We start from the raw sequence: 13,746 nt of genomic DNA, 5'->3' as shown, positions 1-13,746 counted from the left end.
CGGCCGAGACCAACAGACGCTCGGACAGACCTCCGGCGCCGCCCCTTGAGAGGGGCGGCGCCGGAGGCGTTTCCGTGAACGGCCGGACCGTGGTGCTCGCCTCGCCCACCCCGCTCGTACTCATGCGCGAGATGAGTACGTGAGCGCTGACCCCGGGCCCGCCCGGCCCGGCACCGTACCCCCATGGGAATCAGCGCTCGGGAACTCGCCGCCGCCACCCCGGCGTCGCGCGACCGCTACATCGACCTGCTGCGGGTGGCCTCGCTCGCCGTCGTGGTCCTCGGCCACTGGCTGATGGCCGCCGTCACCCCCGACGGGCAGGTCGGCAACCTCCTCGCCGTCGTCCCCGGCCTCCAGCTCCTGACCTGGGCCCTCCAGGTCATGCCGGTCTTCTTCTTCGTCGGCGGCTTCTCGCACGCCCTCGCCCACCGCTCACGGCCGCGGTACGCGGGCTTCCTGCGGGCCCGGCTGCAACGGCTGCTGCGCCCGACCATGGTCTTCATCGCGGTCTGGGGCGCGCTCGCACTCGCCCTCCAGCTGTTCGCCGCCGACGGCGCCGGGCACGGCCTCACGGGGGTGGCGCTGCGCCTGGTCACCCAGCCGCTGTGGTTCATCGGCGTCTACCTCGCCATGGTCGCCTTCACCCCGCCTCTGCTGCGGCTGCACGGGCGGTACGGCTGGGGCGCCTTCGCCGGCCTCGTGCTGGGCGCGGTCCTGGTCGACGTGCTGCGGTTCGCCTTCGGGGTGCCGTACGTCGAGTTCCTGAACTTCGCCCTCGTCTGGCTCGCGATCCACCAGCTCGGCTTCCTGCGCGCCGACGGCCTGATCCGCCGTCCCGCCGTCCTCGCCGCCGCCGGTCTCGCGGGCGCGGTGCCGCTGGTGGCCCTCGGGCCGTATCCGCTGTCCATGGTCGGCATGCCGGGCGAGAAGATCTCCAACATGGCCCCGCCCACCCTGGCCCTGCTCTGCCACGGCCTGTGGCTGGTCGGCGCGGTCGAGCTGCTGAGGGGCCCCGGCACTCGCCTCGCCGCCCGTGCCAGGGTCTGGCGGGCGGTCGTCGCCGCGAACGGCGTCGCGATGACCGCGTTCCTGTGGCATCTGACGGCCATGCTCGGCGTGTATGGGGCGATGCTCGCCCTCGGCGTCCGCTTCCCCGCACCCGCGACCGGCACCTGGTGGGCCCAGGTCCCGCTGCGGATCGCCGCCGCCGTCCTGCTCACCGCGCTGCTCGTCGCCGTCTTCCGCCGCTTCGAACAACCGGCCCCGCCGACCCCCTCGGACGGCACGGGCGGCCCGCTCGCCGCCCTCGGCATCACCCTCGCCCTGCTCGGCGTCCTCGGCCTGTCCATGACCGGCTTCGGCGGCCTCCTCGAAGGCCACACCGCGACCCTGATCGCGGTCCGGGTGACCGCCCCGGCGGCGGTGGCGATGGCGCTGGCGGGCTGGTTCCTGGTGGAGCGGGCGGGACGGGGCGGGAGTTCCTAAAGCTCGTCGACGGCGGTCAGATCGATGTCGATGGGATAGGGGACCGAGAGCTTCAGCCGGTCGCGGTAGATGCCGGTGGGGACATAGGTCCCGGTGACCGGGTCACGCTCGTGGACCCGTACGACCGGGCGCTCCTCCTCGCCCTCCATCTCCACCAGCCAGAAGTGCGCGATGCCGGCCGCCGCGTACTTGTGCGGCTTGGTGGTGCGGTCACGGGACTCCGAGTCCGGCGAGACGATCTCCACGGCCAGCACGACCCCGGAGACGGGGAACGAGGTCTGGTCGAGACCGCCGACGACCTCCTCACGGACCACGACGATGTCCGGCTCGGGGGCGTTCGCACGGTCGATGACCACGGTCATCCCGCTGTAGACACGCACCCCGCGCGGCGCGCTCGTGCGCAGCGCCTCGCCAAGGAGCGAGGTCATCACGCCGTCGAAGCGGCGCCGCCGCGCGGCGAAGACCAGGCTCGCGTCGATCAGCTCGGTGTGGCGCGGCAGACCGGGCAGCGTCATCAGGTCGTCCACCGTCCAGCCCCCGGCGGGCGGCCTCGGCCAGGAGGGCGGATCCGGCCAGACCAGGTCCGGCCAGGGCGGATCCGGCACCGCGTCCGGCTCTGTGTCGATGTCCCCGGACGAGTGGGCCGCCGGCCCGGACCCCGTGGTTTCTCCCATGGGGCCGATTCTCCGGACCGGGTCCCCGGGCCGCCGTCCGTTTCCGCCCGCGTCATTACAAAGAGTGAGGCATACCCCGCACCGTCTACCCTTGAACGTCTACCCATCCCGTACAGGAGTGAAATGGCCGTCAACCTGGTCAATGTCGAGTCCGTCAGCAAGGTGTACGGCACCCGTGCACTGCTGGACGGGGTGTCGCTCGGCGTCTCCGAAGGGGACCGGATCGGTGTCGTCGGGCGCAACGGCGACGGCAAGACCACCCTCATCCGGATGCTCGCCAAGCTGGAGGAGGCCGACACCGGCCGGGTCACGCACAGTGGCGGGCTGCGGCTCGGCGTGCTCACCCAGCACGACTCGCTCGACCCGAAGGCGACCATCCGCCACGAGGTGATCGGCGTGATGGCCGACCACGAGTGGGCGGGCAGCGCCAAGATCCGCGACGTGCTCACCGGGCTGTTCGGCGGGCTCGACCTGCCGGGCTTCGAGCAGGGCCTCGACACCGTCATCGGCCCGCTCTCCGGTGGCGAGCGGCGGCGCATCGCGCTCGCCAAGCTGCTCATCGAGGACCAGGACCTGATCGTCCTCGACGAGCCCACCAACCACCTCGACGTCGAGGGCATCTCCTGGCTCGCCGAGCACCTGCGCAACCGTCGTTCCGCGCTCGTCTGCGTCACCCACGACCGCTGGTTCCTCGACCAGGTCTGCACCCGGATGTGGGATGTGCAGCGCGGTGACGTCTACGAGTACGAGGGCGGCTACTCCGACTACGTCTTCGCCCGCGCCGAGCGGGAGCGGATCGCCGCCACCGAGGAGGTCAAGCGGCAGAACCTGGTCCGCAAGGAGCTGGCCTGGCTGCGCCGAGGCGCCCCGGCCCGTACCTCCAAGCCCCGTTTTCGGATCGAGGCCGCCAACGCGCTCATCGCGGACGTGCCGGAGCCGCGCGACACCGGCGAGCTGATGAAGTTCGCCAACGCCCGCCTCGGCAAGACCGTCTTCGACCTGGAGGACGTGTCCGTCACCGCCGGTCCGAAGACCCTCCTCAAGCACCTCACCTGGCAGCTCGGCCCGGGCGACCGGATCGGCCTGGTCGGCGTCAACGGCGCCGGCAAGACCTCGCTGCTGCGCGCCCTCGCGGACGCCGCCGTCACCGAGGGCGAGCAGCAGCCCGCCGCGGGGCGGATCGTCGTCGGCAAGACGGTGCGGCTCGCGTACCTCTCGCAGGACGTCACCGAACTCCCCGCCGAGCTGCGCGTCCTGGAGGCCGTGCAGCAGATCCGCGACCGGGTCGACCTCGGCAAGGGCCGGGAGATGAGCGCCGGGCAGCTGTGCGAGCAGTTCGGCTTCGGCAAGGAGAAGCAGTGGACGCCGGTCGGCGACCTCTCCGGTGGTGAGCGGCGCCGGCTCCAGCTGCTGCGGCTCCTCATGGACGAGCCCAACGTCCTCTTCCTCGACGAGCCCACCAACGACCTCGACATCGAGACGCTGACCCAGCTGGAGGACCTGCTGGACGGCTGGCCCGGCTCGATGATCGTGATCTCCCACGACCGGTTCTTCGTGGAGCGCACCACCGACCGGGTCCTCGCGCTGCTCGGCGACCAGACGCTGCGGATGCTGCCGCGCGGGATCGACGAGTACCTGGAGCGCCGCCGCAAGATGGTCGAGCCGGCCGCCGCCCCGGCGTCCGCCCCGGCCGCTTCGGCGGGTGGCGCGGCCGGTCAGAAGCCGGGTGTGTCGGCCGCCGACGCGCGCGCCGCGAAGAAGGAACTCCAGAAGGTCGAGCGCCAGATGGACAAGATCTCGGCCAAGGAGTCCACGCTGCACACCCGGATCGCCGAGAACGCCACGGACTTCGAGAAGGTGGCCAAGCTCGACGCCGAACTGCGCGGGCTGGTGGCCGAGCGCGAGGAGCTGGAGATGCGCTGGCTGGAGCTGGCCGAGGACGCGTAGGAAGACGCGGGGTCCACTTCTCCGCGAGCCCTGCGGGCGTGGAGAAGTAGAGAAGTCGTAGAAGTCGAGTAACGACGGCATCACAGGCCGGTTCGCCCTTGGGAACAAGGCGCGGACCGGCCACTTTTGAGCCATCCTCCGAGTGGTAGAAAGAAAAACCGCTCATATTCAAGGGGGATCCGCGCTGTGACCCAGCCGCCGAGCAACCAGCCGCCGGGCTTCGGCGCACCGAACCCGGACTCCAACGTGCCGCCCGTGCCGCCGGCTCCGCCGCAGGCGCCCGCGGCTCCGCCCACGGTGCCCGCCACACCCGTTGCACCCGCGACGCCCCCGCAGCAGCCGCCGGCGGCCCCCGGCCCGGTGCCCCCGGCCGGTCAGCCCGGTCAGCCCGCACAGCCGGGTCAGCCCGCGCAGCCCGGCGGCCCCTACGGGTACCCGCAGCAGCAGCCCGGTCCGTACGGCCAGCCCGCGCAGCCGGGCCCCTACGGTCAGCAGCCCGGCCCCTACGGGTCTCCGCAGCAGCCGAATCCGTACGGTCAGCCCGGCCAGCCCGCCGCCCAGCCGGGCCCCTACGGGTACCCGCAGCAGCCGCAGCAGCCCGGACCGTACGGTCAGCAGCCCGGTCCCTACGGCCAGCAGCAGAACCCTTACGGCGGCGCCGGCTATCCGACCGCGCAGGCCCCGATGCAGGGCATGCCCCTGACCGGTCCGGCCGACGGCGGGGCCGGGGGCGGGGGCGGCAAGAACCCGTTCAAGGGCAAGCCCGGCGTCATCGTCGCCGCGGCGGCGGCCGCGTTGCTCGTGGTCGGCGGCGGCACCTGGCTGGCGCTCGGCAGCGGCGACGACGACAAGCCGGTCGCGAACCCGACCGAGTCCCCGGTCGGCCCGAAGCCCACCGCCTCGGTCGACAAGGGCGACGGCAAGGGCGACGGCGACGACGGCAGCGCGGACAACCTCAACGCGCAGCGCGAGAGCGGCGAGGCCAAGGTCGAGTGGCTGCTCAAGAACAACGTCGACGTGCCCCGCAACGGCTCCGACGTGTACGGCCCGTGGATCGTCGGCGACACCGTCGTCAAGGCCATGTACAAGGGCATCGACGGCTACAGCCTCGCCGACGGCTCCTCCAAGTGGCACGTCGACGTGCCCTTCGAGCTGTGCGCCGCCCCGCCGGAGCCGTCCGCCGACGGCCTGATGGCCTTCGGCGTCAAGGACGGCGCGGGCGACCGCGCCAAGTGCCTCCAGCTGCAGCAGGTCGACCTCAAGACCGGCAAGGCGGGCTGGAAGAAGTCCATCCCCAAGCCCACCGGCCTGTTCGCCTTCTCCGACAACACCCTCGCCATCAGCGGCAACACGGTGACCGCGTCGGGCACCAGCTCCGCCTACGGCTTCTCCCTCGCCGACGGCAAGCAGCTCTTCGCCTCGCCGACCAGCGGCTGCAAGCCGTACGCGTACGCGGGCGGCAGCAAGCTGATCGCCGCCTCCAAGTGCCCGTCCGGGGACGTGAAGAAGGAGTCGCACGCGATCAGCGAGATCGACCCCGCCACCGGCGCGGCCAAGTGGACCTACAAGCTCCCGCTGACCTGGGAGATCGACCGGGTCTACTCCGTCGACCCGCTGGTCGTCTCCACGGTCCAGCGCGACGAGGACAGCACCCAGAAGAAGTGGTCGATCTTCTCGCTCACCTCGGGCGGCAAGCTGCGCTCGCAGATGAAGGCGGGCGGCTCGGACCGCTTCTCCCCGCGCTGCGGCGGCGGCATCATCGTCTTCGGCAAGAACCTCCAGGGCTGCACCGGGGTCGCCGCCGACGCGAACACCTTCTACATGGCCACCGAAACCGACATCGGCAAGTCGAACGAGGTCGTCGCCTTCGACCTGAACAACGGCGCGATCAAGTGGCGTTCCAAGGCACCCGCCGAGCAGTCCATGAAGCCGCTGCGCATGGAGGGCTCCGAGGTGCTGGTGTACGTCGAGCCCCGCTACGGCAAGGGCAGCGCGCTCGAGACGATCGCCCCGACGGGCGGTGCGCCGAAGGTGCTGCTCAAGGGCCAGGTCGGACTGACCTCGATCGAGAGCTCCTTCTACAACACCGCCTACGCGTACGCGAACGGGACGTTCGTGATCGCGTCCGGCCGGATCTCCGGCTCCAACGACAAGGCGGAGCTGGAGACCAAGTCGATGATGGCCTACGGCAAGTGACATGCCGAGGGTGAGTTCACCCGGGCGGTCCCGAGGGGCCGTCCCCGGGGGACCGCCCGGGTGAGCCGTCCGCGGGAGAGGCCCGGGGGACGGGTGGAGACGTTCGGCATATGCCGTTCCACCCGGCCCCCGGGCCTGTGAAGTCCCGCCCGTGAAGCCGTGCATATGACGCACTGTTCGCTCCGTCCGCCCTGCCTCTCCCGCCTCTCCCGCTCCTCCCGTCTCTCCCGCCGTTCCCGCCCCGACCTTTCCGAGGTACGTACGCCATGACGCAGCCGCCGCCCCCGCCGAACCAGCCCCCCGGGCCGCCCCCGGGCGGCTTCGGGGCACCGCAGGACCCCCCGCCGGGCGGGTTCGGCGCGCCGCAGGAGCCCCAGCCCGGCGCGTTCGGCACCCCGCCGCCGCCCGGCCACCCCGGTCAGCCGGGCCAGCCGGGCCAGCCGGGTCAGCCCGGGTACGGATTCCCGCAGGCGCAGCCCGGCCAGCCGCCGGTGCCGCCGCCGTACGGCTATCCGCCGGGCCCGCCCCAGCCCCAGCAGCAGCCGCCGCAGCCGCCCACCATGCCGCAGCAGCAGTACGGCTTCCCGCAGGGCCCGCCCCAGCCGCAGTCGTACCAGCAGTTCCCCACCCAGCCGATGCAGCCGGGGCAGCCGATGCAGCCCGGGCAGCCGGTGGCGCCCGGGGGGCCCGGCGGGCGCAAGAAGCTGTCGACCCAGATGAAGATCGTCATCGCGGCGGCCGCCGCGGTCGTCCTGCTGGTCGGCGGCGGCCTGGTCTACGCCGGTCTCGGTGACGACTCCACCGGCCCCGCGGGCACCGCCGGCGGCGCCACGGGCGGCGGCAAGGACGGCGGTTCGGGTGGAACGGACGGGCCCGGCAAGGAGAAGGCACCGGCCGACCCGAAGTCGAAGCTCGCGTTCAAGGTCGACCTGCCCAAGGTCCCGGACGTCACCGACGCCTCCGGCGCCTGGCTCACCGACACCACGTACGCGAAGGCGGGCGTGAACTCGATCGTCGGCTACGACCCGGACAAGGGCACGCCGAAGTGGACGCTGCCGCTGACCGGTCAGATCTGCGCCGCCTCCGCGCACATGACGGCCGACTTCAAGGTCCCGATCCTCTTCGAGGCCACGAAGCGGACCGCGCCGCGCTACTACCAGCCCTGCACCGAGGTCGGCCTGGTCGACCTCGCCAGCGGCAAGCTGGTGTGGTCCACCTCGATCACCGGGGGCACCGCCGGTGACAAGAAGGCCACCTTCAGCGAGGTGACCGTGCACGACCGGACCGTCGCGGCCGGCGGTCTCGACGGCGGCGCGGGCTTCGACCTCGCCAACGGCAACCCCCGCTGGAAGCCGCAGGTCAACGCGGACAACTGCGAGGACGCGGGCTACGGCGGCGGCGAGGGCGGCCTGGTCGCGGTCCGCAAGTGCGGCTCGTACGACGACCCGGCCGTCAGCATCCAGACTCTCGACCCGATGACGGGCGCGCCGAAGTCGGAGTACAAGATGCCGCGCGGCGTCGACTTCGCGTCGGTCGTCTCCGCCAAGCCACTCGTCGTCGCGGCGGAGGTCGGCGACGTCGAGGGCGACGGCAGCGGTATCTCCGACTTCTTCTCGATCGACGAGACGACCGGCAAGCTGAAGGCCAAGATCACGGCAGACCCGGCCCGTTACGCGGGCCGCTGCCGCTCCAACAGGGTCGAGGGCTGCACACAGCTTGCCGTCGGCAACAACAAGCTCTACGTGCCGACCGAGGAGCACGAGGGCAGCACCGGCGAGTACGGCGACGAGACCAACGAGGTCGTCGCCTTCGACCTGGACACCGGCCGTCTCGCGCCGGAGAAGGCCGACGCGGGCGACGGCTACACCCTGATGCCGCTGCGCATGGACGGCGGCAACGTCATCGCGTACAAGCTGCCCCCGTACAACAAGGGCGGACAGATCGTGTCCATCGACGGCGGCTCGATGAAGCAGACGGTGCTGATGCAGAACCCGAACGAGAAGCCGGTCCGGGACATCGAGACCGGTTTCAGCGTGACCGGCGCCGAGTTCCTGTACGGCGACGGGCGCTTCTTCGTGTCGGACATGCTGATCAGCAAGCGGCCGATCGGCAGGGAATACCTGGTCGTCGCCTTCTCGGCGGCCGGCTGACCGTACGCACATCCGTACCGCCGCCCGTACGCGGCGGCCGGCCGGTTTCGGGGCCCCTTCCCTGGCGGGAGGGGCCCCGCGCGTTTCCCGCACCGACGAGGTCCGGCCGATGCGCGCGAACAGGGCGGCGGAGGGCCGGGGAGTGTGTACCGTGCCGGGTCAGGGTCTGTGCGGGGGGCCAGGGCCGGATAGGCCGGGGCGTCTGGTGCATGGGGCCTCCCCAGGCCCGCCCGGGCCTAGGGGACGGATGGCAAGGCGCCGGAGTGTCTTGATAGCGGAGCTATCCAGGCATTTCGGCAACGCAGCCAGGTGCCGTGCCAGGCGTCATGGCCCCGGCCAAGGCCCGCCGTACAGACACTAGGGCCGGGGGAGGCTTGGCCCGGGTCCAGGGAGGAAGACCGATGGGGGTTCGGCTCATGGTGGTCGACGACCACCGTCTGCACGCGGAGGCGCTGGCCTCGGCGCTGAAGTTGCGCGGGCACCGGGTGCTCGCGGCGGCGGCGCCGGTTTCGGGGGTCGCGGACCTGGTGGTGAGCCGGGCGCCGGAGGTCTGTCTGCTCGGCACGTCCTCGCCCGCCGAGCCGGGGGTCTTCGACCCGGTCGTACGGATCCGGCGCGAGCGCCCGCAGACCGCCGTGGTGGTGCTCGGTCCGGTGCCGTCGCCGCGCGGGATCGCGGCCGCGTTCGCGGCCGGGGCGGCGGGGTACGTCCGGCACGACGAGCGCATCGAGGGGGTGGAGCGCGCCCTGGTGAAGGCCCGGGCGGGCGAGGCGGCGGTGGCGCCGCAGCTGCTCCAGGGCGCCTTCGCGGAGCTGTTGCACCCGGTGGCGCAGCCGGACGACGAGGGGCAGCGGCTGCTGCGGCTGCTGACGCCGCGTGAGGCGGAGGTCCTGGTCCGGGTCGCGGAAGGCGAGGACACCCGGGGGATCGCGGCGGGCATGGCGATCGCGCCGAGCACGGCCCGTACGCATGTGCAGCGGGTGCTGATGAAGCTGGGCGTCGGTTCGCGCCTCGAAGCGGCGGCGCTGGCGGCGCGGACGGGGCTGCTCGACCGGGTCCCGGCGCCGGGGGCGGCGACCGGCGCGGGGTTCGGGGCGTTCGGTGCCGGGGCCGGCCTGCGGCCCGGCGCGGGCCCCGGCGGGGGAACCGGCCTCGGCTTAGGCGGCGCCGCGCGCGGCTGACCCGCGCCCCGTGCGCGAGGAGACCCCCACGGCGGGACAGCCAGGACGGGACAGCCAGGACGGGACACCCGCCCCGGAACACCCACCCCGGACCCCCCACCCCGGAACCCCCACGGCGGGACGTATTGCGCGGCGATGTTGGATCGTGGTTTTTTGTGAAGGGTTCTGTTCGATGGAGGCCCCGCCGTGAAGAAGACCGTCACCCGCCTCGCCGACGGGCGCGAGCTCATCTACTTCGACGCCCGTGACGACACCGTCCGCACCGCCGTCGACCCGCGCCCCCTCGCGCCCGTCGCCTCCGCCTCCGAGATCCGCCACGACCCGCTCCTCGACGAACACGTGGCCATCGCCTCGCACCGCCAGGCCCGTACGTACCACCCGCCCGCCGACGCCTGCCCGCTCTGCCCCGCCACCGGCGACCGGCACGGCGAGATCCCCGCGGACGCCTACGACGTCGCCGTCTTCGAGAACCGCTTCCCCTCCCTCTCCGGTGACAACGGCCGCTGCGAGGTCGTCTGCTTCACCTCCGACCACACCGCGTCCTTCGCGGACCTCACCGAGGACCGGGCCGCCCTCGTCCTCGCCGCCTGGACCGACCGCACCGCCGCCCTCGCCGCCCGCCCCGGCGTCCGGCAGGTCTACTGCTTCGAGAACCGCGGCACCGAGATCGGCGTCACCCTCGCCCACCCCCACGGCCAGATCTACGCCTTCCCCTTCACCGCCCCACGCACCGCCACCATGCTGCGCACCACCGCCGCCCACCGCGCCCGCACCGGCCGGAACCTCTTCGACGACGTCCTCGCCCGCGAACGGGCCGGCGAGCGGGTCGTGCTCGCCGGCGCGCACTGGACCGCGTTCGTGCCGTACGCCGCCCGCTGGCCGTACGAAGTGCACCTCTACCCGCACACCCGCGTCCCCGACCTCACGGCCCTCGGCGACGCCGCCCGCGCCGAACTCCCGTCCCTCTACCTGGAACTGCTGCGCCGTTTCGACCGCCTCTTCGGCCCCGGCGCCCCGCCCACCCCGTACATCGCGGCCTGGCACCAGGCCCCCGCCGACAGCCGTGCCGAGTTCGCCCTGCACCTGGAGCTTTTCACCGTCCGCCGAGCCTCTGGCAAGCTGAAGTACCTCGCGGGCACCGAATCCGGGATGGGCGCCTTCATGAACGACGTCTCCCCGGAGTCCGCGGCCGACAGACTCCGAGAGGTGGCAAGCAGTTGAGTAAGTACCTGGTGACGGGTGGAGCCGGCTACGTGGGCAGCACGGTCGCCACGCACCTGCTGGAAGCGGGGCACGAGGTCACCGTCCTCGACGACCTCTCCACCGGCTTCAGCGAAGGCGTCCCCGCCGGCGCCGAGTTCATCGAGGGCCGTATCCAGGACGCCGCGCGCTGGCTGGACTCCTCCTACGACGGCGTCCTGCACTTCGCCGCGTTCTCTCAGGTCGGCGAGTCCGTCGCCAAGCCCGAGAAGTACTGGGACAACAACGTCGGCGGCACGATGGCGCTCATCGCCGCGATGCGCGACGCCGGCGTACGGCAGCTGGTCTTCTCCTCGACCGCCGCCACCTACGGCGAGCCGAAGACCGTGCCGATCACCGAGTCCGCGCCCACCGCGCCGACCAACCCCTACGGCGCGACCAAGCTCGCCGTCGACCACATGATCACCGGCGAGTGCGCGGCCCACGGCCTCGCCGCCGTGTCGCTGCGCTACTTCAACGTCGCCGGCGCCTACAAGGAGTGCGGCGAGCGCCACGACCCCGAGTCGCACCTCATCCCGCTCGTCCTCCAGGTCGCCCTCGGCAAGCGCGCGGCCATCAACGTCTACGGCGACGACTACCCGACGCCCGACGGCACCTGCGTGCGCGACTACATCCACGTCGCCGACCTCGCCGAGGCACATCTCGCCGCGCTCGGCGCGATGAAGCCCGGCGAGCACCAGATCTGCAACCTCGGCAACGGCAACGGCTTCTCCGTCCGCGAGGTCGTCGAGACCGTCCGCAAGGTCACCGGGCACCCCGTGCCCGAGGTCATGGCCGAGCGCCGCGCCGGCGACCCGGCCGTCCTCGTCGCCTCCGCGGACGCCGCGCGCGAGCGGCTCGGCTGGACCCCGTCCCGCTCCGACCTCGCGGCCATCGTCGAGGACGCGTGGGCGTTCGCGCAGAAGAAGGAAGCCGAACAGGAGTAAGGAGTACGCATGAGGATCGCGGCGGAGTTCGACGCGCTGTACGGGGCCCGGCCCGAAGGGATCTGGGCCGCGCCCGGACGCGTCAACCTCATCGGTGAGTACACCGACTTCAACGAGGGCTACGTGCTCCCGCTGGCTCTGCCGCACACCACCGTGGCCGCCGTCGCCCGCAGGGACGACGGCGTGCTGCGGGTGCACTCCCGCGACGCGGCCGGGGGCGTGGTGCGGGTCGACCCGGCCGATCTCGCCCCCGGGCGCGTCCCCGGCTGGGCCGCGTACCCCGCAGGTGTCGCCTGGGCGCTCCGCGACGCCGGGCACGCCGTCGGCGGCGCCGATATCCATGTCACCTCCACCGTGCCCACCGGCGCCGGGCTCTCCTCCTCCGCCGCGCTCGAAGTCGTCACCGCGCTCGCCCTGAACGACCTCTACGGCCTCGGCCTCTCCCGGCCCGAACTCGCCGTCCTCGCCCAGCGCGCCGAGAACGACTTCGTCGGCGTGCCCTGCGGCGTCATGGACCAGATGACCTCCGCCTGCGCGACCGAAGGCCACGCCCTCTTCCTCGACACCCGCGATCTGTCGTACCGGCAGATCCCGTTCGACCTCGCCGCCGCCGGACTACGGCTCCTCGTCGTCGACACCCGCGTGAAACACGCGCTCGGAGACGGCGCGTACGCCGAACGGCGCGCCGGGTGCGAAGCGGGCGCGCGGGCGCTCGGAGTGCGGACGCTGCGCGAGGTCGACGTGACGCGACTGGACGACGCGCTGCGCGAGGTGGACGCGATCGGGGACGGCGCCGACACGGTGCGCGGATACGTCCGGCACGTCGTCACCGACAACGACCGCGTCGCACGCGTCATCCGGCTCCTGGACGGCGGCGACCCGCGCGCCGTCGGGCCGCTCCTCGTCGAAGGACACGCGTCGCTGCGCGACGACATGAAGGTCTCCTGCGCCGAACTGGACCTGGCGGTGGAGACGGCGGTCGGCGCGGGGGCGCTCGGGGCGCGGATGACCGGCGGCGGGTTCGGGGGCTCGGCGGTCGTGCTGGTGGAGGACGAGGCGGTGGACGCGGTCGCGAAGGCGGTGGGGGAGGCGTTCGCTTGTGCGGGGTACGGGGAGCCGGGGGTGTTCGAGGCGGTGGCGTCGGCGGGGGCGGGGCGGGGCGCTGCGCGCTGCTGTGACGGTGTGGGGCGGTAGCGCTGCGGTGCGGGGTGGGCGTCGCGTGGGTGGGCGTGGGCGTGGGCGTGGCGTGGTGGTGCGGGGCGTGCGGGGCGTGGGGGCGCGTTCGGGGTGCTGGGGCGGTGCGCTGGGGGTTGTGGGTGGGTGCGCGGGGGCCGGTCCGGGGGTCGCGTTCTGCACTGCATGATTTACGGCGCGGCCGCCTTTGTAGTGCGTGAAGCGTTCTTTTTTCGCGCCACAAATCACGCTTTACGTTTCGAACACGACCCCCTTCCCGGCCCCCGCTCCCGTCCGTCGTCCGCGCACCGCCCCGCACCCCTCCCGCTTGAGTGAAGGGGTGGGCGGGGGTGGGTTGTCTCCCCCTGATGCGGGTGGGGGTGGGGGGTATGTGTGGGAGGGGTGGGGGACTTCGGGGAATTCGCCTCGTGCGGGGGCGGGCTGCTTGTACGTTGGTGCGTGGCAGCGGTGGGGGCCGGTGCCGATCAGGGGTATCGAGACCCGCCGGGTACGGCGCCCGGGGCGGGGTAACTGTCAGGGCACGGCGGCGGCCGTGCGCGTCGACGGGCCCGCCCCCGGCGCCGTACCCGCGCCGGGCCTGCCTCATCCACTCTTGGGGGTTTCCATTGGCCCGAATCCGGGTTCTGGTGGTGGACGACCATCGCGTCTTCGCCGAGTCGCTGGCCGCCGCCCTCGCGGCGGAGCCCGATGTCGAGGTGGCCGCCGCGGGACGCGGCGCCGCCGCGCGGCGGGC

General features: G+C 72.7%; 9 protein-coding genes and 1 pseudogene. 9 read left to right on the top strand and 1 reads right to left on the bottom strand.

Annotated elements, in window-relative coordinates:
* Window positions 1–183 precede the first annotated feature (183 nt).
* Entirely contained in the window at window positions 184–1,485 is a 1,302-nt protein-coding gene (locus ABZ990_RS12620; RefSeq protein WP_361229582.1) for an acyltransferase, read from the top strand.
* Here the strand turns inward: ABZ990_RS12620 and ABZ990_RS12615 are convergent.
* Window positions 1,482–2,159 carry a Uma2 family endonuclease gene (locus tag ABZ990_RS12615; RefSeq protein ID WP_361229579.1) on the bottom strand — a complete coding sequence of 226 codons (678 nt, stop codon included), beginning with the start codon at window positions 2,157–2,159 and terminating at the stop codon, window positions 1,482–1,484. The genes ABZ990_RS12620 and ABZ990_RS12615 overlap by 4 nt on opposite strands.
* A 123-nt stretch (window positions 2,160–2,282) precedes the next feature.
* Between ABZ990_RS12615 and ABZ990_RS12610 the strand changes: the two genes are divergently transcribed.
* From ABZ990_RS12610 to ABZ990_RS12575, 8 genes and pseudogenes are all read left to right on the top strand, one after another.
* The gene (locus tag ABZ990_RS12610) at window positions 2,283–4,106 is read left to right on the top strand and encodes an ABC-F family ATP-binding cassette domain-containing protein (protein ID WP_361229576.1); all 1,824 of its coding nucleotides are present in this window, start codon (window positions 2,283–2,285) and stop codon (window positions 4,104–4,106) included.
* A gap of 186 nt (window positions 4,107–4,292) precedes the next feature.
* Window positions 4,293–6,302 (top strand): hypothetical protein, encoded by a 2,010-nt coding sequence (locus ABZ990_RS12605; RefSeq protein WP_361229573.1) that lies wholly within the window; start codon window positions 4,293–4,295, stop codon window positions 6,300–6,302.
* Window positions 6,303–6,568: 266 nt separating this feature from the next.
* Window positions 6,569–8,452, top strand: coding sequence for a PQQ-binding-like beta-propeller repeat protein (locus ABZ990_RS12600; protein ID WP_361229571.1), 1,884 nt, complete (start codon window positions 6,569–6,571; stop codon window positions 8,450–8,452).
* Between the two features lie 401 nt (window positions 8,453–8,853).
* Window positions 8,854–9,633 carry a response regulator transcription factor gene (locus ABZ990_RS12595; RefSeq protein ID WP_361229568.1) on the top strand — a complete coding sequence of 260 codons (780 nt, stop codon included), beginning with the start codon at window positions 8,854–8,856 and terminating at the stop codon, window positions 9,631–9,633.
* A gap of 186 nt (window positions 9,634–9,819) precedes the next feature.
* A complete protein-coding gene (gene galT, locus ABZ990_RS12590) occupies window positions 9,820–10,854 on the top strand; it encodes a galactose-1-phosphate uridylyltransferase (protein WP_361229565.1) in 1,035 nt (344 codons plus the stop codon).
* Window positions 10,851–11,819 carry a UDP-glucose 4-epimerase GalE gene (gene galE, locus ABZ990_RS12585; protein WP_361229562.1) on the top strand — a complete coding sequence of 323 codons (969 nt, stop codon included), beginning with the start codon at window positions 10,851–10,853 and terminating at the stop codon, window positions 11,817–11,819. Before galT ends, galE begins: the two co-directional genes overlap by 4 nt.
* 9 nt (window positions 11,820–11,828) lie before the next feature.
* Window positions 11,829–13,013, top strand: coding sequence for a galactokinase (gene galK, locus ABZ990_RS12580; protein WP_361229560.1), 1,185 nt, complete (start codon window positions 11,829–11,831; stop codon window positions 13,011–13,013).
* A 605-nt stretch (window positions 13,014–13,618) separates the two neighbouring features.
* Window positions 13,619–13,746, top strand: a pseudogene (locus tag ABZ990_RS12575) (DNA-binding response regulator); the annotation flags it as partial.

It is taken from the genome of Streptomyces sp. NPDC046203, assembly GCF_040646255.1.
GTDB lineage: Bacteria > Actinomycetota > Actinomycetes > Streptomycetales > Streptomycetaceae > Streptomyces.
This window is presented reverse-complemented; position numbering and strand designations above follow the sequence as displayed.

What these genes read in the sequence shown, in the direction of transcription:
- ABZ990_RS12620 (WP_361229582.1), top strand. Translation starts at nt 184, where the DNA reads ATGGGAATCAGCGCTCGGGAACTCGCCGCCGCCACCCCGGCGTCGCGC.
- ABZ990_RS12615 (WP_361229579.1), bottom strand. Translation starts at nt 2,159, where the DNA reads ATGGGAGAAACCACGGGGTCCGGGCCGGCGGCCCACTCGTCCGGGGAC.
- ABZ990_RS12610 (WP_361229576.1), top strand. Translation starts at nt 2,283, where the DNA reads ATGGCCGTCAACCTGGTCAATGTCGAGTCCGTCAGCAAGGTGTACGGC.
- ABZ990_RS12600 (WP_361229571.1), top strand. Translation starts at nt 6,569, where the DNA reads ATGACGCAGCCGCCGCCCCCGCCGAACCAGCCCCCCGGGCCGCCCCCG.
- ABZ990_RS12595 (WP_361229568.1), top strand. Translation starts at nt 8,854, where the DNA reads ATGGGGGTTCGGCTCATGGTGGTCGACGACCACCGTCTGCACGCGGAG.
- galK (WP_361229560.1), top strand. Translation starts at nt 11,829, where the DNA reads ATGAGGATCGCGGCGGAGTTCGACGCGCTGTACGGGGCCCGGCCCGAA.